Source organism: Janthinobacterium sp. EB271-G4-7A, assembly GCF_020858075.1.
Classification (GTDB): domain Bacteria; phylum Pseudomonadota; class Gammaproteobacteria; order Burkholderiales; family Burkholderiaceae_D; genus Janthinobacterium; species Janthinobacterium lividum.
In genome coordinates this window covers 3,218,465-3,241,777 of sequence record NZ_JACYMI010000001.1, presented here as the reverse complement: position 1 = coordinate 3,241,777, position 23,313 = coordinate 3,218,465, and the positions used below count along the sequence as shown (strand labels likewise).

At 67.7% G+C, this 23,313-nt stretch carries 10 protein-coding genes; all 10 read left to right on the top strand.

The genetic code is table 11. From position 1 onward, the window contains the following. The first annotated feature begins 5 nt into the window (after window positions 1-5). The 10 genes from IGS58_RS14540 (at window position 6) to IGS58_RS14495 (ending at window position 23,269) form a co-directional block, all read left to right on the top strand. A complete protein-coding gene (locus IGS58_RS14540) occupies window positions 6-980 on the top strand; it encodes a FecR family protein (RefSeq protein WP_230521841.1) in 975 nt (324 codons plus the stop codon). Between the two features lie 143 nt (window positions 981-1,123). Further along, window positions 1,124-13,744: a filamentous haemagglutinin family protein gene (locus IGS58_RS14535; protein ID WP_230521840.1), complete on the top strand. Its 12,621-nt coding sequence runs from the start codon at window positions 1,124-1,126 to the stop codon at window positions 13,742-13,744. After that, the gene (locus IGS58_RS14530) at window positions 13,741-14,457 is read left to right on the top strand and encodes an RNA polymerase sigma factor (RefSeq protein ID WP_230521839.1); all 717 of its coding nucleotides are present in this window, start codon (window positions 13,741-13,743) and stop codon (window positions 14,455-14,457) included. The genes IGS58_RS14535 and IGS58_RS14530 overlap by 4 nt, the downstream gene beginning before the upstream one ends. A gap of 119 nt (window positions 14,458-14,576) precedes the next feature. Beyond that, window positions 14,577-15,236 (top strand): aldehyde dehydrogenase iron-sulfur subunit PaoA, encoded by a 660-nt coding sequence (gene paoA, locus IGS58_RS14525; protein ID WP_230521838.1) that lies wholly within the window; start codon window positions 14,577-14,579, stop codon window positions 15,234-15,236. Continuing rightward, window positions 15,233-16,192 carry an FAD binding domain-containing protein gene (locus tag IGS58_RS14520; protein ID WP_230521837.1) on the top strand — a complete coding sequence of 320 codons (960 nt, stop codon included), beginning with the start codon at window positions 15,233-15,235 and terminating at the stop codon, window positions 16,190-16,192. Before paoA ends, IGS58_RS14520 begins: the two co-directional genes overlap by 4 nt. A gap of 4 nt (window positions 16,193-16,196) precedes the next feature. Next, entirely contained in the window at window positions 16,197-18,404 is a 2,208-nt protein-coding gene (gene paoC / locus IGS58_RS14515) for an aldehyde oxidoreductase molybdenum-binding subunit PaoC (RefSeq protein ID WP_230521836.1), read from the top strand. Window positions 18,405-18,478: 74 nt separating this feature from the next. Then, a complete protein-coding gene (locus IGS58_RS14510; protein ID WP_230521835.1) occupies window positions 18,479-19,198 on the top strand; it encodes an SIMPL domain-containing protein in 720 nt (239 codons plus the stop codon). A gap of 108 nt (window positions 19,199-19,306) precedes the next feature. After that, window positions 19,307-19,825 carry a sigma-70 family RNA polymerase sigma factor gene (locus IGS58_RS14505; protein WP_052140645.1) on the top strand — a complete coding sequence of 173 codons (519 nt, stop codon included), beginning with the start codon at window positions 19,307-19,309 and terminating at the stop codon, window positions 19,823-19,825. Further along, window positions 19,822-20,799 carry a FecR family protein gene (locus IGS58_RS14500; protein WP_230521834.1) on the top strand — a complete coding sequence of 326 codons (978 nt, stop codon included), beginning with the start codon at window positions 19,822-19,824 and terminating at the stop codon, window positions 20,797-20,799. The genes IGS58_RS14505 and IGS58_RS14500 overlap by 4 nt, the downstream gene beginning before the upstream one ends. A gap of 94 nt (window positions 20,800-20,893) precedes the next feature. Beyond that, a complete protein-coding gene (locus tag IGS58_RS14495; protein WP_230521833.1) occupies window positions 20,894-23,269 on the top strand; it encodes a TonB-dependent siderophore receptor in 2,376 nt (791 codons plus the stop codon). Window positions 23,270-23,313 lie beyond the last annotated feature (44 nt).

Here is a 23,313-nt window from a genome sequence, read left to right as displayed (position 1 = left end):
ATCCCATGACCGCTCCTGACCGCGATCCACGCGACGTTTTTGAACCTGCCGACACGGCCATCGGCCAGCAAGCCGCTGCCTGGTGGGCGCGGCTGCGTGCCGACGATTTTACGCAGGCCGACGCCGACGCCTTGCGCGCCTGGTGCGCGCGCAGCCCTGCGCATGCGCGCGCCTGGCGCGAACTGCAACAGCTGTGGCAGGCGCTCGACCCCGCCTTGAGCCGCGCCGTCGCCGCGCCACAGCGGGAGAACGTGCTGGCGTTCCCGGCGCGCCCCGGGCGGCGGGCTTTTCTGGGCGGCGCGCTGGCGGCCGGCGTGGCCGTGCTGGCCTTGCGCCCGCCGCTGGGCGCCTGGCCTTCGCTGCAGGAATGGAGCGCCGACTACCGCACGGGCACGGGCGAGCAGCGGCAAGTGGCCCTGTCGCAGCAGATGACGGTGCAGATGAATACGCAGACGCGCATCAATGTGCAGGCGCCGGAAGCGATCGAGCTGCTGGGCGGCGAGGCGGAAATCCTTGCCAGCGGCGCGCGTCAGCCCGTGACGGTGGTGGCGGGCGCGGGGCGCTTGCTGGCGCAGTCGGCCCGCTTCAACGTGCGCCATACGGACGATGCCGTTTGCGTCACCTGCCTGGCGGGCGCCGTGGACGTCGTCTGGCAACAGCGCCGCCAGACCCTCGATGCGGGGCAGCAACTGGTGTATGACGACCGGGGCGTGCAGGCGGCCACGGCCGCACCAAAGGGCGAAGCGAACGCGTGGCGCACGGGCGCGCTGTCGTTTGTCGGCAAGCCGCTGGCCGAAGTCGTCGATGAAATCAACCGCTACCGTCCGGGCCGTGTCGTGCTGCGTAATGCCGAGCTGGGCCGCCGCCTCGTGCGCATGCGTTTTTCCATCGGGCAAATCGATGGCGCGCTGGCGATGATACGCGACCTGTACGGCGCGCAAATGACCAGTCTGCCAGGCGGCATCGTGCTGCTCAGCTGATCCCGGTTTTCCCAGCGGCAGGGGATTGAAAATATTTTTCAAAAAACATTATCCCTTCCGCCGCCCAGCTACGTCATGGAGGCATGGACGCTTGCGCTACCGCCAGGCTCCGTTCCCTTCTCTCTAGCCAGGAAACCATTGCCATGACCAAGCTTCACACTGCCCAGCGCCCAGTCCCCACCGTTGACACGGGCGCGCAGCGGTCCTCCACGCTGGGCAGCCGCTTGCGGCTCACGCCGCTCGCTTACGCATTGACCACCATGCTGATGGCGGGCGCCTTTACCACGCCGGCGCGCGCGCAGCAGGCATTCAGCGGCGGCTGGTTCGCGGCCAAGGGCGCGGCGCAAAATACGGCGGCCACCTCGGGCCGCCTGCCGAATGGCCAGCCGCTGCCGCTGGGCAGCCGTCCCGAGGGGCAACAACAGCAGGCGAACCAGCAATTGCAGCGCTCGCTCAACAACCTGAACCTGGCTGCGCGCGCCATCGCCGCGCAGCAATCGGCCCAGGCGCAGGCGCGCCAGGCGGCAGCCGGGCTGCCCGGCGTACCCGATGGTCTCGTGAAAGGCGGCTTGCAGGTCGACACCAACAGCCTGACGGCAGGATGGCTCAATGCCCAGGGCCCCGTGCAGACAGTGGCGAACGGCAAGACGGCCGTGGTGGTGCAGCAGACGGCGGACAAGGCCATCCTGAACTGGGAAACGTTTAATGTGGGCAAGGACACGACCCTGACCTTCCAGCAGCAGAAGGACTGGGCCGTATTGAACCGGGTCAACGATCCGCAAGCGCGACCCAGCCAGATCCAGGGCCAGATCAAGGCCGATGGCACGGTGCTGCTCGTCAACCGCAACGGCATCGTGTTTACGGGCACGAGCCAGGTCGACACGCGCAGCCTGGTGGCGGCCGCGGCCCGCATCAGCGACGCGCAATTCCAGAAGGACGGCATCTACAGCCCCGGCACGGCCGGCGCCTCGACGTTCACCGATGCGGCCGGCAAGGTGCAGGTGCAGGCTGGTGCGCGCATCGCCAGCAATGCCCCGAAGGGCAGTACGGAAGGCGGCGGTTACGTAATGCTGCTGGGCAAAGAAGTGCACAACGGGGGCGAGATCAGCACGCCCAAGGGGCAGGCCCTGCTGGCCGCCGGCGACAGTTTCAGCATTAAAAAAGGCGTGGGCACGGATGGCAATCCGCTGTCGACCACGCGCGGCAGCGAAGTCACGCCGCAGTTCGCGGCTGCCAGCACGGCGGGCAAGGTCGTCAACACGGGCCTGATCCAGGCGCGCGAAGGCGACATCACCCTGGCTGGGCGCACGGTGCAGCAGGACGGCGTGCTGCTGGCTTCCACCACGACGGCCACGCGCGGCACCATCCACCTCAATGCCCTGGGCAGCGACGCGGCAGTGACGCTGGGCCGCGGTGCCACCACGGCCATCCTCGTCGAGGACGACGGCAAGACGACGGCGCTCGACAGCCAGCGCGACGCCATGCGCGGGCCGGCCGTGGCGATAGACCAGAATATCTCGGTCGTCAACGACCGCCGCGACCAGTCGCGCATCGAGATCGGCAGCGCCGGCACGGTGGAATTCCTCGGCGACTCCCTGACCCTGGCCACGGGCGGCCAGATCGCCGTCAATGCCAGCAGCCGCAGCCTCGTGCGCGACGGGGCGCAGCTCGACGTCTCCGGCGCCGTCGGCGTGAAGGTGGCGATGGAGGCGAACAATGTCGAGATCAATGTGCAGGGTAACGAGCAGCGCGATGCGCCCGTCAACCGCGACGGCAAGGCTTTGATCAATAACAATATCTGGGTCGACCGCCGCAAGCTGGTGTTCGTACCGAAGGGCACGAACGGCTACGACAGCGACCGCTGGTACACGGCCGGCGGCTTGCTGGAAGTGGCCGGCTACCTGGGCACGCAGGGGCACTCCGTCAGCGAATGGATGGCGCAGGGCGGCACGGTCACCTTCGGCGGCAAGGATGTCGTCACGCAGCTTGGCTCCAGCATCAACCTGTCGGGCGGCACCCTGGACGTGCAGACGGGCGCGCTGCGCCAGACCTGGCTGAAGGGCGCGGACGGCAAGCTGTACGAGGCGGGCAGCGCGCCGGCCGACTTGCCGTATGCGGGCGTGTACAAGGGGTATGAGGAAGAACATGCGCGCTGGGGCAAGGATGCCAGCGCCTTCTACGCCAATCCCCTGATCGCCGCGCAAAAACGCCTGGAAAACGGCTACACGGTGGGTCGCGATGCGGGCAAGCTGGTGGTGGCGACCGGTTCGGCCGTGCTGGAGGGGGGGATTGAGGGCGACGTCTTCCAGGGCGAGCGCCAGGCACAGGCGCCGCAGGCGCTGCTGGACGGCTACCAGCAGTCGCAGCTGGCGGCCGCGCAGCGGGGGCAATTGATCGTCGGCCAGTATCAGCCGATGTTCGACAAGCGCACGGGCGTACTGCAGCATGCGTTGTCGGCCGTCATGGACGAGGTGCGCCTGACGCGCGTGCAGGACGGCATCGCCGCCGGCCTCGACGTGGCCGACGTATTGGCTGCAGAGCATCAGGGCAAGCTGCTGCTCGACACCAACTTGCTCAACAGCCAGCAACTGGGCGCCGTCCGCATTGCCGCGAAAGGCGCGATCACCGTCGACAGCGCGCTGCAGGTGGCCGATGGCGGCAATATCACCCTGTTCGGCAAGGACGTGGCCATCAACGCCAGCCTGCGCAGCCGTGGCGGCAGCATCGCGGCCGGCAACGTGCTGAACCAGATCGGTGCGCTGGGCATGCTCGATACCTTCGTCAATCCGGGCGTCCCCCCGAGCAAACTGGTGCTGGCCGATGGCGTCAGCCTCGATACCAGCGGTCTGCTCAGTAACGTGCTGCGCGATCCGCTGGCCGCCGCCGGCCTGCCATACCTGAACGGCGGCAGCGTGTCCCTGCGCGCGTATGGCGACGTGCGCATCGGCAATGGCAGCCTGATCGACGTGAGCTCGGGCGCGGCCATCCTGGCGCAGGCGAAACAGCAGGGCGGCAAGGGCGGCAACGTCACCCTGGCCAGCTATGGCGCGACGGCCGACCTGGCGCTGGGCGAAGGCGCGCAAGTGCGCGGCCATGGCGTGGCGGGCGGCGGCAAGCTGGAATTGCAGGCCAACAAGATCATGATCGGCCACATTGAAAAACCCGAGGCAGGCAGCCTGCACTTGGGCGGCGATTTCTTCGACAAGGGTTTTTCCAGCTATAGCCTGGTCGGCAAGCAGGGCGTGACGGTGGCGGACGGCACGCAGGTGGATGTGCGCATGCCCGTGCTGCGCGTGGTAGAGAATGAAAAACTGGCCCTGTGGATGCCGGAACAGGTCACGGAAAACCCGCTCAAGGGCACCTTGACGCAGCGCAAGGGCGCCAGCCTGGCCGTGCAGGTGGGCGATATCCAGTCCGGCGCGGCCGACATGGCCATCGCCGAATTGCTGGTGGGCAAGAATGCCGTGGTGAGCGTCGACGCGGGCCAGTCCATCAAGCTGTCCAGCGTGGGCCAGCTGACGGTGGAAGGGCGCTTGAACGCCTGGGGCGGCAAGGTCAGCCTCGGTAGCGTGGCCGTCGACCGGCCTGTGTCCGAAGCGGTGGAGGCGGCCGGCCATGGCCGCTCTATCTGGATCGGCGAGCATGCCGTGCTCGACGTGGCATCGCGCGCCGTCAGCGCCACGGATGCGCAGGGCCGGCGCTACGGCAAGGTGGTCGATGGCGGCAGCATCGTCGTCGGCGGCGAGATCGACCATGCGCAGGGCAGCACCTCGGCGGCCAGCCTGTTTGTCGTCGTGCGCGACGGCGCCGTGCTCGATGCGTCCGGCGCGCACGCCGTGCTCGACGTCAATGGCGCGGCCGTCGACGTGGCCAGCGCGGGCGGCAGCATCGCGCTGGCGTCGAACAATGGCTTGTACCTCGATGGCCAGCTGCTGGCCAGGGCGGGCGGCGCGGGCGCGGCGGGCGGCAGCCTGTCCGTGGCCACGGGTTCGCCCGAATACCGCAAGGAGCTGGCGCAGGCCAGGGTATTGCAGGGACGCCAGCTGATCCTCACGCAGCGCCAGCTTGCCAGCGACCTGGCCGAAGGTATCAGTGCGCAGGACGGCGAGCAGGCACTCCAGTACGGCCATGGCCGCTTGTCGGTGGAGCAGGTGGACGCTGGCGGCTTCGGCAACCTGGCCCTGCTTGGCGCCGTCACCTTTGGCGGCGACGTGACGCTGAAAATGCAGCAGAGCTTCCAGCTGTATGGCGCGCCGGCGCTGGCCCCCGGCAGTTCGCCCGACGCGCGCGTCAAGGTGGCGGCGCCGTATGTGCGCCTGGCCAGCATCAAGCCGGTCGGACGCGATTTCTATGTCAGACCAGGCACGGCGGGGCAAACGCCGGTCGCCAGGCAGATCGGCTTTGAAGGCGACCTGATCGATGTGCGCGGCCTGGTTAATATCGTCGCCGACGACGTGCGCCTGACCAGCCGCGGCGACCTGCGTTTCCTGCTGTCCCCGCTGGGCTGGGATGGCAACCAGCCGACGACGGTGCTGTCCACGCAGGGCGACATGACCCTCAGCGCGGCCCAGTTGTATCCGGAAACGGGCGCCGGCGCCGCCGTGCGCGCGGGCGTGGGCACAACGCTGGGCAATATCAGCTACGATCCGAAGCGCACGCTGACCATCGCGCGCAGCACGGACACCATCCCCGCCGTGCCGTATTCGGCCTTTGGCATGCTGCAGTTCGGCGCCGCGCACATCGAGCAGGGCGGCATCGTGCGCGCGCCGCTGGGTCTCATCAATCTGGGCGTCGGTACTTTTGCGAGCGAGAATAGCCTGAGCATCAATTTGTTGCCTGGCAGTATTACTTCCGTCAGCGCAGCCGGCATGGTCATGCCGTATGGCGGCACCGCCGATGGGCAGAGCTGGAATGTCGATGGCAAGAAGACGGAGTTTATCGGCGTCGGCGGCGCCGCCGTCAACGGCGCCATGCGCGTCGGCATCGATATCGCCAGCGTGGAGGTGGCCGTCAAGCCGGGCGCGCTGCTCGACCTGTCCGGCGGCGGCGAACTGACGGGCGCCGGCTTCATTTCCGGGCGCGGCGGCTCCACCGATGCGCGTTATCATCCGCTGCTGCAGGTGGGCGCGAATGGCGGCTTCGTCTTGCCGGGCCTGGCGACCAACCCCGTGTACGCCATCGTGCCCGGCGCGCAAGCGCCGCAGGCGCCCGCCGGCGGCGAAAAGGGCGCTACCGATCCGGCCATCGGCCGGCAGGTAACGATAGGCAAGGGCGTGCCGGGCTTGCCTGCCGGCACCTATACCCTGATGCCCTCGACCTATGCCTTGCTGCCGGGCGCCTTCCGCGTGGAGTTGAACGGCTTGGCGGGCCAGGGGGCAAGCGCCACCCTGGCGCAGCCGCTGCGCAACGGTTCCTGGGCCGCGCCCGGCACTCTGTCGATCGCCGGCACGGATATCCGCGCGCCGCTGGCCAGCCAGCTGATACTCACGCCGGCCAAGGTCTTGCGCACGTATTCCCAGTACAACGAGACCGGCTATGCCGCGTTTGCCCTGGCCGATGCGCAAACGCGCGGCATACCCCGTCCGCTGCTGCCGGCCGATGCGAAGACGCTCAAGCTGCAGCTGGCGCCAGGCGCCGGCATCGACGCCTTCCAGTTCGACGGCACGGGCAAGTTCGCTGCCGCCACGGGCGGCTTTGGCGGCACCGTGTCGGTGATCCCGGGCGGCCCCGAAGACATTGAAATCGTCGCCGACGGCGCATCGGCCACGCCGGACTTCGGCGGCGTGACGCTGCACGCCGCCAGCCTGAACGCGATCGGTGCGGCGCGCATCGTCGTCGGTTCCACCCCCATCGTCATCTATGGTCAGGGCGGCAACTACATCAGTTTTGGCACGGCGCAGGCGCATAACATCTATCTGCGCAGCGGCGCCGTCCTGTCGGCGCCGGAAGTGCTGCTGCTGGCGCGCGACCCGTGGAATATCGAATGGACGGCCGGCCTGATCGATATCGCGCCCGGCGCGGGCATCAACACCTTGGGACGCGGCAAGGTGGCCTATGACGCCAACGACGGCTTTGTTTACCAGAGCAATGCGGGCATCCACATGCTGGCCGCCTCGAACGGCTTGATGAATGTGGCGCCGGTCGGCGGTTCGGCGCGCGGCGGCATCAGCGTCGGCGTGTGCGGCGACGCCTGCACGGACAAAGGAACAGCCAGCCTGTATTCGGAAGGCACCTTGCTGATGTCGACGAACGGCAGTTTTGAACTCGATAACTCGGCCCGCTACGGCACGCGCAACCTGAGCCTGGCCGTGGGCGCCATCAACATGGGCAGCAGCGAGGCGCTGGCGGCGGCCCAGGCCAACGGCACGCGTTCGAGCGGCCTGGCCATGAACCAGGGCGTGCTGGACCGCCTGCTGCGCGGCGACACCAGCACGGGCGCGCCGGCCCTGCAGGCGCTGATGCTGAGCGCGGCCGACAGCGTCAATTTCTATGGCGACGTGGTGCTCGACACCTACGACAAGACGAGCGGCAAATCGACGCTGGAACGCCTGGTGCTGACCACGCCCGCCATGTATGGCCAGGGCGGCGCCGATGCCGTGGCGACCATCCGTACGGCTAACCTGATCTGGGGCGGCGCCTTGTCGCCGGCCGGCAATGTGATTACGCGCGGCGCCGGCACGGGCAGCGGCACCTTGAACCTGGAAGCGGAGCGCATCGATTTCGGCTTCGGCCCGTTCACGCAGCCGGCCGGCGTCGCGTCGTTCGACCGCCTGGCGCTGGGTTTTGGCTACGTCAACCTGAAAGCGTCGGGCCAGGTCACGGCCAACCACAAGGGCAGCCTGTCCGTCTACCAGGCGCAGGGCGCCTATGAAACGGGCAAGGGCTACCAGTACAGCGGCGGCAACCTCAATATCAGCACGCCGCTGCTGACGGGCGACGCCGGTTCTGCACACAGCTACACGGCGGGTGGCGCGCTGAAGGTTGCGGCGCCGGCCGGCGCGGCGCCGACGGCTCCCGTCAAGAACAACGACGCGCTGGGAGCCCAGCTGGCGTTGCACGGCGACAGCGTGAGCGTGGCGACGGCCGTGGTGTTACCAAGCGGCAAGCTCACGGTCAGCGCGCAGCACGACATCAGCGTGGCCGACGGCGCGCGCATCGACATGGCGGGCCGCAAGAGCACCTTCTTTGACGTGGACAAATACAGCTGGGGCGGCGACGTGACGCTGGACAGCCGCGCCGGCGACATCCGCCAGGGCGCGGGCAGCGTGATCGACCTGTCTGCCGAGAACAACCGCGCCGGCAGCCTGAAGGCCGTGGCGCTCGATGGCGCGGCCGGCATGGTGGATTTGCAGGGCAAGATCCTGGGCGGCGCCAGCGGCAGCTACGACGCGGGCGGCACCGTGGTGCCGTACAAGAAAGGCAGCGTGGACGTGCGCGCGCAAACCCTGGGCGCGGGCGGCACGCTGGACAGCCAGTTCGCGTCGCTCAACACGCGCCTGACGGAAGGCGGCGTGACGGGCGGGCGCAGCTTCCAGCTGAAACAGGGCGACTTGACCATTGGCAATGAACTGAAGGCGGGCGAAGTGCAGGTGTCGCTTGACAATGGCCGCCTGACGGTGGCCGGCGTGATCGACGCCAGCGGCGAGCGCGTGGGCAGCATCCGCCTGGCCGGCAAGCATGGCGTTACCTTGGCCGATAACGCCGTGCTCGACGCGCATGGCACGCTCTTGCGCGTCGACAGCTATGGCAAGATCATCGACAGCCCGAACCGCGCCATGGTGGAATTGAACGGGGGCGAGGGCACATTGGACTTGGCGGGCGGCGCGCAGATCGACGTGCGCCACGGCACGGCCGCCGTGGCCGGCAAGGGCAAGGGCGAACACGACGGCGCCGCGCGCGGCACGCTGGAACTGAGCGCGCCGCGCCTGGGCAGCGGCGGCGCCCGCACGGACGCAGACGCGGCCACCTTTGGCGATATCGCCATCGCCACCGGCGGCGGTTTTACCGTGCGCGGCGCGAAATCGATCGCCGTCAACGCCATGCAGCGCTACGACGACGCGGCCTACGCCACGGACCTGTCGGCCAGCGGTCGGCCGTACCAGGTGATCAACCAGGCATATCTCGACAGCAAGCATGCGGACAGCACGGCCTTCATCGACGCGGCGCTGGCGAACACGAACTTGCGCAATATCAAGCTGGCGGGCTTGACCACGGCCGCGTATGCCGATGCGCTGCATTTGCGCCCCGGCGTCGATATCGTCAGCAAGACGCCCGATGGCGACCTGGTGGTACGGGGCGACCTGGATCTGTCGGGCATGCGCTACGCCAGCCTGAACCCACGCTTCCCGTACACGGCTGTGCGCGGTTCGGGCGAGGTCGGCAGCCTGCTGCTGCGCGCCGGCGGCGACCTGAGTATCTACGGCAGCATCAACGACGGCTTCGCGCCGCCGCCCGCCACCCAGGATGACAAGGGCTGGATCTTGCTGCCGGGACGCGATATCAATGGCAGCGACGTCATCGTGCCGGGCCAGGGCGTGACCGTGGCCGACGGCACCTTGTTCCCGGGCGGTATCGCGCTCAATTACGACTTGCCCGTCAAGGGCTTCAATCTGCTCGCCAATACGCGCCTGCCCGTGGCCGTCACCCTCGACCAGCCTATGACGGTGCGGGCCGGCACCGTGCTGGCCGCCGCCGTGCGCGACAGCGCCGGCAATATCGTCCACGCGGCCGGCAGCCTGCTGGCGACGGAACAAGTGTTTACGCCTGGCATGCGCCTCGACGCGGGCAGCGTGCTGGCGCATGCGGTCAAGGTGCGCGCCATGACCTGGCCCAAGGGCGTGCCGCTGCCTGGCGTGGCCGGTGAACGCGGCGTCTTCGTACTTGATGGCAACCTGGCGCTGGCCGTGGGCGCATTGATTCCGTCCGGCACGGACGTCAAGCTGATGCCCAATGTGGAGTCTATCCAGCTGCGCCCGGAAGTGGCGGGCAGCCAGGGCAAGCTGTGGGCCATCGCGCCCATGCTGGCCGAAGGTTCGCAAGCGTGGGGCCTGCGCCTGGTGGCGGGCGCCGACCTGGAGGCGGCCGATACGCGCAGCGTGCAGGCGCATCCCGCGCATGCCACCTTGCGCCTGGCCGACAGCCATTACGGCGTGTATGGCGTGCTGGTGCCGCCGAAAGGGGTGCAGTACTGGACCAGGGAGGCGCAGGAGCTGGGCGAGCGCGAGGGCATTGAAGGCATCGTGGCGGGCGAACCGATTACCGAGGAATTCATCAGCCAGTTCGGCCAGACTGTGGCGGAATTCTGCGCCGGCGATCCGTCCCTGTGCGTGCTGAAGGTGGCCTATGTGTGGACCAAGGCAGGCGCGGAAGAGTTCGCGGACCCCAGCGTGAAGGCGGGCGACGTGGTCGATCTGGACGGCCTGGGCTGGCCAACCATGTGCGAGGAAAACCCCACCTGGTGCGGCACCTCCAGCCCCAGCTACAATTACAAGCCGTCCAGCCTGCGCCACAGCGTGCTGCGCACGGGCACGGGCGACCTGGACCTGGTCAGCGGCGGCGACCTGCGCGTGGACAGCCTGTACGGCGTGTACACGGCCGGCATGTCGTCTGCGCCGACCTCCGCAAGTGACCCGTTCAACCTGCCACGCTCGCGCAATGCGGACGGCACGGTGCTGGCCAACCCCGATGGCGCGCATGAGCGCCTCGTCGACGGCGGCGCCGACAGCATTTACCGGGCATGGTATCCGGACCAGGGCGGCAATCTGCTGCTGAAGGTGGCCGGTAACCTGAGCGGTTCGCTGGTCGACGCGCCTGCCGCCAGCAACGAGCGTCCCGTCAGCAAGGATGCCATGGCCGATTCGGCGGCAGTGGGCAACTGGCTGTGGCGCCAGGGCAGCGGCAGCGTGGCCACGGGCGGCCCGGCCCAGCCGACGGCGTGGTGGATCAATTTCGGCAGCTATGCGCGCCGCGATACCCTGGCCGACACCGTGCTGGGCTTTACGGGCTTCGGTACCCTGGGCGGCGGCAATCTGCGCGCCGAGGTGGCGGGCGACGCGGGCGTACAGACCTTGCTCACTGGCAGCTCCTATAACGGCAGCATCAATCCCCGTTCGCAGGGCTTGCTGCTGGCTGTCGGCGGCACGGGCCGCGTGCAGGCCGACGGCAGCTTGCTGCTGACGGGCGGCGGCGATCTCGACCTGCGCGTGGGTGGCGCCCTCAATCCGGCCGGCACGGCAGGGCTCAGCCACTTAAATGGCGCGCTGATCGATTTGCGCGGCCACGCGGAAACGTCGGCCACGCAACTGGGCAGCCTGGCGCTGCAATACGGTTCGCAGCCGACCCAGCACGTGCCGCTGGAAACGCGGGCCTACGATGCCTTCACGGCCACGCGCGCCACGCCGCAGGGCGGCATGACCCTGGTGCCGGGCGACGCCACCTTCACCGTGGCGACGCTGGGCGACCAGGTGCTGCAGGATGTGGCCGACCCCGGTCGCGTGCCCCTGTTCAGCGCATCGGCGTTCACCAGCGCCAAGGGCGAGGCGGGCGTCGGCTACAGCTGGTTCAGCCTGTGGACGCCGCGCACGGCGCTCGACCTGTTCTCCGCCGGCGGCAACATGACGCCGCTGACCGCGCCGGTCGGCACGGCCACCGACCTGGCCGTCGTCTACCCGTCCATCGTGCGGGTCGCGGCGCCGAATGGCAGCTTGTACTACGGCAAGGCAACCGCCAGCTGGAATGGCGCCACCAGCTATGCCGATCCGCTGGTGCTGGCGCCATCGCCGAATGCCCAGCTGGAATGGCTGGCCGGCGATTCCATCTATGCGGGCGGCTATGCCATCAGCCAGTCCGGCGCCGGCGCGGACAGCATGGCGACGCCGTTCAAGCCGGCCTTCGTGGGCTGGAACGCCAATCAGGCCGATTTCACGCCAAAGGCCGGCAATGTCTCGAGCACGGGGGCGCCGGCGACGCGGACGAGCTATCCGCTCTTCGCCTTCGGCCCCGATTCCGCCAGCGGTCCGGCCAACAGCGGCACGCAAGTGGCGCGCATCTATGCCGTCCACGGCGATTTGATCGGCGTCAATAGCGGTCGTATCGTCGAGTTCACCGATGCCGCGCACGCGGGCATCACCTGGTACGAGGGGGCGCAACCGGTCTGGATGAAGGCGGGCCGCGATATCGTCAGCAGCGGCACGGCGCTGCTGGAATCCATCGACGGCACCGCCGGCGGCAACGATATGCGCTTCAGGAATCTCAGCAATTTATTCGTGCATAACAATGCGTATGACGTGTCGCTGGTGTCGGCCGGGCGCGACATCCTGGGCAGCTCCTTCAACGTGGCCGGTCCTGGCACCCTCGATATCAGCGCCGGACGCAACATATTGATGCAGGACAAGGGCAGCGTCGTCAGCCTCGGCCCCATCGTTCCTGGCGACAAGCGTCCGGGCGCCGGCATCGCCATGCAGGCCGGCGTGGGCGCGGCCGGTCTCGACTACCTGCGCTTCGTCAAGCCGTATCTTGACCCGGCGAACGTGGCGCAGACGGGCGTGCCGCTGGCCGACCAGGCCGGCAAGGTGGTGAAATCGTACGCGGCCGAGCTGGCCGGCTGGCTGAATGAACGCTACGGCTTCAAGGGCACGGCCGCCGAGGCGCAGGCCTTTTATCTCGCCTTGGCCGAGCCGCAGCAGCGCGTGTTCGCCCGCCAGGTGTATTTCGCGGAACTGAAGGCGGGCGGGCGCGAGTTCAACGATGCCGACAGCACCCGCTACGGCAGTTTCCTGCGCAGCCGCAATGCCATCGCGGGCCTGGCGCCGGCCACGGACGCCAGCGGCAAGGCAATTTCGTATGCGGGCGACATCACCATGTACCGCGGCACGGTTGGTCTCTTCAACTCGGACTCGGGAAAAAACGACCGCATGGTTGCCCGCAGCGGCTACGTGCACACGAACTTCGGCGGCGACATCCAGCTGCTGACGCCGGGCGGCAGGCAGGTGTTCGGCATCGAGGGCGAGGCGCCGCCGGCCACCTCGGGCGTCATCACCAAGGGCGGCGGCAATATCGACCTGTTTTCGCACGGCAGCATCCTGCTGGGCCAGAGCCGCATCATGACGACGTTTGGCGGCGACATCCTCGGCTGGTCGTCGCAGGGTGACATCAACGCGGGGCGCGGTTCGAAGTCGACCATCGTCTACACGCCGCCCAAGCGCGTGTATGACAACTGGGGCAACGTGACCCTGTCGTCCGACGTGCCGAGCACGGGCGCCGGCATCGCCACCCTGGCGCCGATCGCGGAAGTGCCGGCCGGCGACGTGGACTTGCTGGCCCCACTGGGCACCATCGACGCGGGCGAGGCGGGCATCCGCGTCTCGGGCAACGTCAACCTGGCTGCGCTGAAGGTGATGAACGCGGCGAATATCCAGGTCAAGGGCGAAGCGAAGGGCATGCCGACGGTGGCGTCCGTCAACGTGGCGGCCATGACGAACGCCAGCGCGGCGGCGACACAGGCCACGGCTGCGGCGCAGGAAGTGGTGCAGCGCGAGCGCGCCGCCACCCGTTCGGCGCAGCCCTCCGTGTTCACGGTGCGCGTGCTGGGCTTTGGCAGCGAAGCGCCGCCCGACAGCGCGCAAGCCACGCCGCAGGATGGCGCGCGCAGCGAGGCGGCCGATTACAACCCGCGCAGCGCCGTGCGCGTGCTGGGCCTGGGGCCGCTGCCGGAATCGGCCACGCGCCAGCTGACGGCGCAAGAGCGCAGCAGGTTGTCGCCATGATGGCCGGCGTGGCGAATGCGGCTGCTGTCCTGCCCTTGCGCGCGGCGGGGCATAGCGGCATGGCCTGGTGCCGGCCCGCCATCCGGCCCCGTCTGCAGGCGGCCAACGACGTGGCGCCCCTGCCAGTTCCGCCGCCAGGGCAGGGCGCCCGCCTGCAGGCTGTGCTGGAAAGCAATTACGCGGCCCTGCACCGGCGCCTGGCGCGCCACCTGGGCTGCGCCGAGCTGGCCAGCGACAGCCTGCACGACGCCTGGCTGCGCCTGGGCAGCTTGGCGGCAGGGGATGGCGCCGCGCTGGCGCACAGCCCCGTCGCCTATGTGTTCCGCGTGGCGTGCAATGCGGCCATGGACAGCCTGCGCCGCAACCGCGCCTGGCTGTATGCGGACGAGGGCGATGGGGACGGCGCTGCCGGCCTGGTCGACTTCCTCGCCGATACGGCGGCCGGGCCGGAACGCCTGGCCGAGCTGCAGGCGGACGTGCGGCGGCTGGCGCAGGCCGTCGACTTGCTGCCGCGGCGCCACCGGCAGGTGCTGGAAGCGTTGCGCGTGGATGAGCTGACCCGCCAGGAAGTGGCCGAGCGGCACGACATGTCTTTGCGGAATGTCGATACGGCCCTGCGCCAGGCGCTTGACCATTGCGCCCGCCACACGGGTTACGCGGCGCAGGGGGGCGTCGGCACGACCCGGCGCAGCCTGCGCCTGCGCCAGGGATAGGCGCTCACCGATGTTTTACGTTCGTTCGCGTACAGACGCGTAGGAATCCGGCCGTCAGACTGGTGCTTCGGGCCTGCATGCGCCCACCCAGCCAGTCCACAGCCAGGAGGAAGCGCGAGATGACAGAGTGTAATCACATCAATGCCGGCAGGCGCGGTTTGCTGATCGCCGGCGCGCTGTCGGCCACGGCAGCGGCCGTGCCCGGCGTGGCGGGAGCGGCGGAAGCGGTGAATACGGCCACCCAGGCCGGTATTTCTCCGCCACCCGTCCTGATGCAAGTCAGCCTGGACGTCAATGGCCGGCGCCACAGCCTGGAACTCGACACGCGCACCACCTTGCTCGACGCCTTGCGCGAACAGCTGCACCTGACGGGCACCAAAAAGGGTTGCGACCACGGCCAGTGCGGCGCCTGCACCGTCATGCTCGATGGCCAGCGCATCAATGCCTGCTTGACTCTTGCTGTGATGCATGACGGGGCCAAGGTCACCACCATCGAGGGACTGGGCACGCCCGACAAGCTGCACCCGATGCAAGCCGCCTTCGTCGCGCATGACGGTTATCAATGCGGCTACTGTACCCCGGGGCAGATCTGCTCGGCCGTTGCCGCGCTGTCAGAGATCCGCCAGGGCATCCCCAGCCACGTCAGCACCGACTTGAATGCGGCCCCCTCGGTGACGCCGGAAGAATTGCGCGAGCGTATGAGCGGCAATATCTGCCGCTGCGGCGCCTACTCCAACATCATCGAGGCCATCACCGAAGTGGCGGGGAGGCCGGCATGAGAGTGTTCAGCTACCAGAAGGCCGCCACGCCGGCCGAAGCGGCGGCCGCCGCCCTGCACACGCCGGGCGCCCGCTTCATCGCGGGCGGCACGAATCTGCTCGATCTGATGAAACTGGAGATCGAAACGCCCACGCATTTGATCGACGTCAATGGCCTCGCGCTGGATAAAGTGGAAGCAACAAGGGACGGCGGCTTGCGCATCGGCGCCCTCGTGCGCAATACGGCTCTGGCAGCCCACGCCACCGTGCGCCGCGATTATGCCGTGCTGTCGCGCGCCTTGCTGGCCGGCGCCTCGGCGCAATTGCGCAACAAGGCGACGACGGCCGGCAACCTGCTGCAGCGCACGCGCTGTCCGTATTTTTATGACACGAACCAGGCCTGCAACAAGCGCCTGCCGGGCAGCGGCTGCTCGGCCATCGCCGGCTTCAGCCGGCCGCTGGCGATTCTGGGCGGCAGCGAGGCTTGCATCGCCACGCATCCCAGCGACATGGCCGTGGCCATGCGCGTGCTTGACGCTGCCATCGACACGGTGCGGGCCGACGGCGTCGTGCGCACCATCCCCATCGCCGACTTTTACCGCTTGCCGGGCAACACGCCACAGCTGGAAACAGTACTGCAGCCGGGCGAACTGATCACCAGCGTGACCTTGCCCCGGCCCGCCGGCGGCACGCATGTCTACCGCAAGGTGCGCGACCGCGCCTCGTACGCGTTCGCGCTGGTGTCCGTGGCGGCCATCATCTTGCCCAATGGCACGGGCAGGCTGGCCTTGGGCGGCGTCGCGCCGCAGCCGTGGAGAATTTCTGGCGCCGAGCAGGCGATACCGAATGGCGCCGCCGCCGTGGCCCGGCAGTTGCTGGCTGGCGCCAAACCGACTGACGACAATGCCTTCAAGGTGAGCCTGGCGCAGCGCACGATTGCCGCGGTGCTGGCTGAAGCGCAAGCGAAGAAAGGCTAGGGCCATGAAATTCACGATACCTGCGACCACCAATCCCATCGACCAGCTGAAAGTCGTGGGCCGTCCCACGGACCGCATCGACGGCCCCCTGAAAACCACGGGCATGGCGCCGTACGCGTATGAACAGAACAAGGCCGCGCCGCATGCGGCCTATGGCCATGTGGTCGGCGCGGCGATAGCCAGGGGCAGCATCGCCTCCATCGACACCAGCGCCGCGCGGCGCGCGCCCGGCGTGCTGGCCGTGGTGACGGCGGAATCGGCGGGAAAATTAGGCAAAGGCAAGATGAACACGGCAAACCTGCTCGGTGGTCCGGGGATTGAACATTACCACCAGGCCATCGCGCTGGTGGTGGCGGAAACTTTCGAACAGGCCCGCTCGGCTGCGCAGTTGCTCGACGTCAAATATGTCGAGCAGAAGGGCGCCTTCGATTTGGCGAAAGCCAAGGGCACGGCGGCCAAGCCGAAGGACGGCAAGCCCGACAGCAAGACGGGCAACTTCGCCGGCGCCTTTGCCAATGCGCCAGTGCGCCTGGACGCCACCTATACGACGCCGGACCAGTCGCACGCCATGATGGAGCCGCACGCCTCGATTGCCGCCTGGGAGGGCGACAAGGTGACGCTGTGGACGGCGAACCAGATGGTGGACTGGGGCCGCGGCGACCTGGCCCGTACCTTGGGCATACCGAAAGACAAGGTGCGTATCGTTTCGCCCTACATCGGCGGTGGCTTCGGCGGCAAGCTGTTCGTGCGCGCGGAAGCCTTGCTGGCGGCCCTGGGGGCGCGCGCGGCGCAGCGTCCCGTGAAGGTGGCCCTGACGCGGCCCCTGATGTTCAACAATACGACGCACCGGCCAGCCACCATCCAGCGCCTGCGCATCGGCGCCACGCGCGACGGCAAGATCACGGCCATCGGCCATGAATCGTGGTCCGGCGACTTGAAAGGTGGCCAGCCGGAAACGGCCGTGATGCAGACGCGGCTGCTGTATGCGGGGCCGAACCGCATGACGGCCATGCGCCTGGCCGTGCTTGACTTGCCGGAAGGCAATGCCATGCGCGCGCCGGGCGAGGCGCCGGGGCTGATGGCGCTGGAAATTGCCATGGACGAGATGGCCGACAAGCTGAAAATGGATCCCATCGTTTTCCGCATCCTGAACGACACGAAAGTGGACCCGGAAAAGCCGGGCAGGCCGTTTTCCCAGCGCCGCCTGATCGACTGCCTGCGCACGGGCGCCGTGGAATTCGGCTGGAAGGAAAGATCAACGCAGCCGGGTGCGCGGCGTGACGGCCGCTGGCTCGTCGGCATGGGCGTTGCCGCCGCCTTCCGCAACAACCTCGTCATGAAGTCCGCCGCGCGCGTGCGCCTCGATGGCAATGGCGTGATCACGGTGGAAACGGACATGACGGACATCGGCACGGGCAGCTATACCATCATCGCGCAGACGGCGGCGGAAATGCTGGGCGTGACGTTGAACAAGGTGGTCGTGCGCCTGGGCGATTCGGATTTCCCCGTCTCGGCCGGTTCGGGCGGGCAATGGGGCGGCAACAGTTCCACGGCCGGCGTCTACGCGGCCTGCGTGCGCCTGCGCCAGGCCATCGCCGGCAAGCTGGGCTTCGATGAAAAAGAAGCGCGCTTTTCCGATGGGCAAGTGAGCCAGGGCGAGCGCAGCGTGCCCCTCGCTGCCGCCGCCTACCATGGCGACGTCGTCGCGGAAGACCATATGGAATACGGCGACCTCGATAAAAAATTCCAGCAATCGACGTTCGGCGCCCATTTCGTCGAAGTGGGCGTGGACAGCGACACGGGCGAAGTGCGCGTGCGCCGCATGCTGGCCGTGTGCGCGGCCGGCCGCATCCTGAACCCGAAAGCGGCCCGCAGCCAGGTGATCGGCGCCATGACCATGGGCGTGGGCGCGGCCCTGATGGAAGAACTGGTGGTCGACCAGCGCCGCGGCTTCTTCGTCAACCACGACCTGGCCGGCTACGAAGTGCCGGTGCACGCCGACATCCCGCACCAGGACGTCATCTTCCTCGATGAAACCGACCCCATGTCCTCGCCCATGAAAGCCAAGGGCGTGGGCGAGCTGGGTATCTGCGGCGTGGCGGCGGCCATCGCCAATGCCGTCTACAACGCCACCGGCGTGCGCGTGCGCGACTATCCGGTGACCCTGGACAAGCTGCTGGCGAAGTTGCCGGAATCGGCCCGTATTGCCTGAACGGGGTGGGCTATTGGTTTTTCGTATCTGCACTGCTATATTGTCGAAACATTATTCGATCGTATGGGAGAGGCATGAAGCGCGCACTGTTGCTGGTGGTGGGTCTGTTTAACTTGAATATGGTCGCCCAGGCCTCGTCCTTGCCCGATTACCCCTTCATTTTCCAGACAGGGACGGCCCAGGTGGAAGTGCCGCCGGACATGGCCGTCATGGAGATCACCGTTGCCAGCCGGGGCGCCGATGCGGCAAAGACGCTGGGCGTGGTCAATGCTGGTGCTGCGGAGGTCTTCCAGTTGCTGGGCAAGGTGAAAATTGCGCAAGCGGATATCCAGGCCTCCGAAATCATGCGCACGCTCGATTATTCAGGCAGGGAAAAACGCGATTCGCCGCCCATGTATGTCATCAACCGCAACCTGCGCGTCTGGGTCCGGGATCTGGCGGCATGGACGCCACTGGTGTCGGAGCTGGCCGCCATGAAAAATATCACCCGGATGGACACGGAATTCAAGACCAGCGCGCACGACGCGCTGGTCGCCGAACTGGATTTGAAGGCTGCCAGGGATGCGGAGACGAAGGCGGCGCGCATTGCCAAATCGTTCAACCGGAAGATCGCGTCCGTCATGGCCATATCGGAAGTGTCGTTTCAATCGATCGAGCGCGCGCTGATGCGTTCGGGCCATGAGGGTTTCGCGCCGCCGCCCTTTATTCCTCCCACGGAGCCTTCGTCGGCCGTCCGCGCGCCGGGCAGCATCGCATTGGAAAAAAGCGTGAATGTCCTGTTCAAGCTGGAATAGGCGCAGCTGGCGGCGCGGCAGGTCAATATGCATAGCGAAATTGCGCGACATCTTTCGGTCTCTGCAATATAATGAGAATCATTATCATTAAAGTCGCCGGATCCGCTCTTGTCTGCCTTGCCTTTCCCTTCGAATGACACGACCCTGGCCGCCAGCCTGTTCACGGGCCACCAGGGCTGGCTGCTGCAGCGCTTGCTGTTGCGCTTGCGTAACCGGGCCGAGGCGGAAGATGTCACTTCTGAAACGTTTCTGCGCGTACTGCATGCGGGGCGCCTGGCCGCCATCCGCGAGCCGCGCGCCTACCTGACGACGGTGGCGAAAAGCATCTTGCTGCAGCAGTGGCGGCGGCGCGATATCGAGCAGGCGTACATCGACACCCTGGCGCAGCTGCCGGACGCGGTGCAGCCGTCGCCGGAAGAGCGTGCCGTGCTGCTCGAAGCGCTGGAGCGCCTGTCGCGCGCCCTCGATACCTTGTCCAGCAAGGCGCGCAGCGCTTTCCTGATGAGCCAGCTCGATGGCCTCACGTATGCGCAGATCGCGGTTGAACTGGGCGTGTCGGCCAGCATGGTGCGCCAGTATATGGCGCAAGGCTTGCGCTGCTGCCTGGCCGCGGCGGATGCGGCATGAGCATGTCCCCTGCGGTACAGGATGCGGCCATCGGCTGGCTGGTCGAGCTCAGCTCGGGCGAGGCGGACGAGGGCCAGCGCCAGGCCTTCATCCGCTGGCTGGCCGCCGATGCGCGCCATGCGGCCGCGTGGCATACCCTGGGACGCGCCGTCGAGCATAGCGTCGGCCCGCTGCAGGCGGCGGGCGGGGCGGGGACCGTCGGGCAAACCCTGGCGCGCGCCGCGCAACACGACAACAAGCGGCGCCAGCTGCTGCAGGGCGCCCTGTGCCTGGCGGGCGCGGCATTCGGCGGCGCCTGGCTGCTGCGCGGCAGCCCGTTTTTGCCGGACTGGAGTGCGGACCTGCATACGGCCACGGCCAAACGGGGCCGCTTTGCGCTGGCCGACGGCAGCGTGCTGACCTTGGATGCCCGGTCCTCTGCCGACACGGACGTTACCCATGAACACCGGCAAGTCACCTTGCGCCAGGGACAGCTGCTGGCCCGCGTGGCGCAGCCGGCAAGCGCCCATCCCTTCCTGCTGCGCAGCACGCACGGCACGGTGACGGCGCTGGGCAGCGAACTGATGTTGCGGCGCGAAGCGCTGGGCACCGTCGCGCTGGCCGTGCAGGGAGAGCTCGAAGTGCGCCCGGCCGGCAAAGGCCTGGCGCGCGTGCTGCGTCAGGGCCAGGCGGCGCGGTTTGACGAGGACCGCCTGACCATGTTGCCCGGCATGGCGGCAGGGCCGGCGACGGCGTGGGAGCAGGGCATGCTGCTGGCCGTCGACCAGCCGCTGGGCGAAGTGGTGGCCGCCTTGCGTCCCTACCGCCACGGCTATATCGACATCACGCCGGCGGCCGCGGCGCTGCGCGTGTCAGGTAATTACTCGCTCGACGACAGCGGTGCCACCTTGCTGGCGCTGGCCGAAACCCTGCCCGTGACCTTGCGCCAGGGCCCCGGCGGCTGGTGGACGGGGCTGGATCTGAAGGCAAGCTGAAATATTTTTGCGCCAGCACTGTCACTTTTGGCGCGTCGCGGCTCATACCTGGTGTAGCCCCACTTTTCCTTCACCACCAAGATAGAGTCCCAGCATGCCACCATTGTTGATGCGCCAGATTCCCCTGGCTGTAATGTTACTTTCCTGCGCCGTGCCTGCCGTCCTGGCGCAGACGCCATCGGTCCAGATCGCGCCAGCCACCGTGCGCTATGACGTGCCGGCCCAGCCCCTGAACGCCAGCCTGATCGCCATTGCCAGCCGTGGCGGCGTGCGCATCTCCATCGATGCGGACCTGGCGCGCGGCGTCAGCGGGGCGGCCGTGCAGGGCGATTTCACGGCAGAGCAAGCCTTGCGCCGCGCCTTGCAGGGCACGCAGCTGGCCTTGCTCAAGACCGGTAGCGGCGTCTATACGGTACAAGCAGCCGCACCACAAGCTTCCGCCGCCCAGCCTGAGGCGACCATGCCGGAAGTGCTCATCACCACCAATTACCTGGGCCAGGTGACGGAAGACACGGGCTCGTACACGACGGGCGCCGTCAGCACGGCCAACCGCCTGGTGCTGTCGCCGCGCGAGACGCCGCACGCGGTCAGCGTCGTCACGCGCCAGCAGATGGACGATTTCGGCTTGGTGCAGCTCAGCGAGGTGCTCAGCCACACGCCCGGCGTGTACGTGCAGCACATCGACAGCGAGCGCACGATCTATTATGCGCGCGGTTTTTCGCTCGACAATTTCAGCTACGACGGCTTGCCGTGGACGCGCGACGCCTCGCTGAACCTGGGCGAGTCCCTGGCCAACATGGATCTGTACGACCGGGTCGAGGTGCTGAAGGGCGCGAATGCGCTGATGAGCGGTGCCGGCACGCCGGGCGCCACCGTCAACCTGATCCGCAAGAAGCCCACGCGCGAATTGCGCGCGCTGGCCGACCTGTCGGCTGGATCGTGGAGCAATTACCGCGGCATGGTCGATGTGGGCGGCCCCCTGAACGACAGCGGCAGCGTGCGCGCGCGCGCCGTGGCCTCGTACCAGGACAAGCATTCCTTTGTCGACCGCTACCAGCGCCGCTCCGAACTGGCGTATGGCACGCTGGAAGCGGATCTGTCGCCGCGCACTTTGCTGACCGTGGGCGCCGACTACCAGCACACGGTGCCGCGCAATAGCGACTGGGGTGGCGCGCCCCTGTTCGACGCGGACGGCAAGCGCTTCACCATGCCCCGTTCGTTCAACGGCGCGCCCACCTGGAGCACGCAGCAGACGGAAGCCAAATCCGTCTTCGCCTCGCTCGAGCACACGTTTGACAATGGCTGGCTGGCCAATTTGCGCCTGATCCACCAGGCCAATGCGCTGTATGCGCCCGTCGCCTATCTTGACGGCTTCCCGAAGGCGGACGGCAGCGGCACGTCCGTCACGGCGCGCCAGTACAACAGCGACGCCACCAGCAATGGCCTGGACATGTACGCCAAGGGCCCGTTCACCCTGCTGGGCCGCACGCATGAGCTGGTGGTGGGCGCGAACGCCTACCGCAAGCAGTCGGACGACGTCTTCAGCCCGTATTCCTTCATCAAGGTCGACAATATTTATACCTACCGGGGCATCGTGGCTGAGCCAAAATGGGAGCTGGACACGGCCCGCGAAGTCATCCGTCAGAAGGCCGTGTATGCGACGGGCCGCTTTTCGCTGCCGCAGGGCGTGCACGTGATCGTGGGCGGGCGCCTGTCGTCCTACGTCAATCTCACGGCCGACATCGACGAGTCGTCGATCTTCACGCCGTATGCGGGCCTGACCTGGGATTTTGCGCCGGATCTGACGGCGTTTGCCAGCTACAGCGATATCTTCAGTCCGCAAAACAGCCGCGACGTCGACAACAAGACTCTGGACCCGATGCTGGGCAAGAATATCGAGGCGGGCGTGAAGGGCGTGTTCCTGAATGGCCGCCTGAACGCCAGCGCGGCCGCCTTCGAGGTGCGCCAGGATAACTACGCGGAATACGTTGACGAGGTCAACAAGGTGACGGGCATGGATGCCTACCGCGCCATCGACGGCGTGCGTTCGCGCGGCGTGGAACTGGAAGTGTCGGGCCAGCTCATGCCGGGCTGGCAGTTGCAGGCCGGCTACACGCACAAGATCGCGCGCGACGCCAGCGGCAAGGTCAACACGCTGGCGCCGGAAGACCAGCTCAGCCTGTACAGCACCTGGCAGCCGATGCCGCGCCTGACGGTGGGCGGCGGCGCCCGCTGGCAATCGCACACCTGGCAGAAAACCCGGGCCGTGCGCGGCGGCACCACCACCGTGCACCAGGGCTCGTATGCCGTCTTTGACGCCATGGCGCGCTACCAGATCTCCGACCGCCTGGCCGTGTCGCTCAACCTCAATAATCTGGGCGACCGCACTTACTATGGCATCAGCACGGGCCGCCGGGTCAGCTATGGCGATCCACGCAATGCGATGCTGAGCTTGAACTACCGCTATTGATGCGTAGTCAGCGCAGACCGGGCGCATGCCGCCCGGCCTGCATG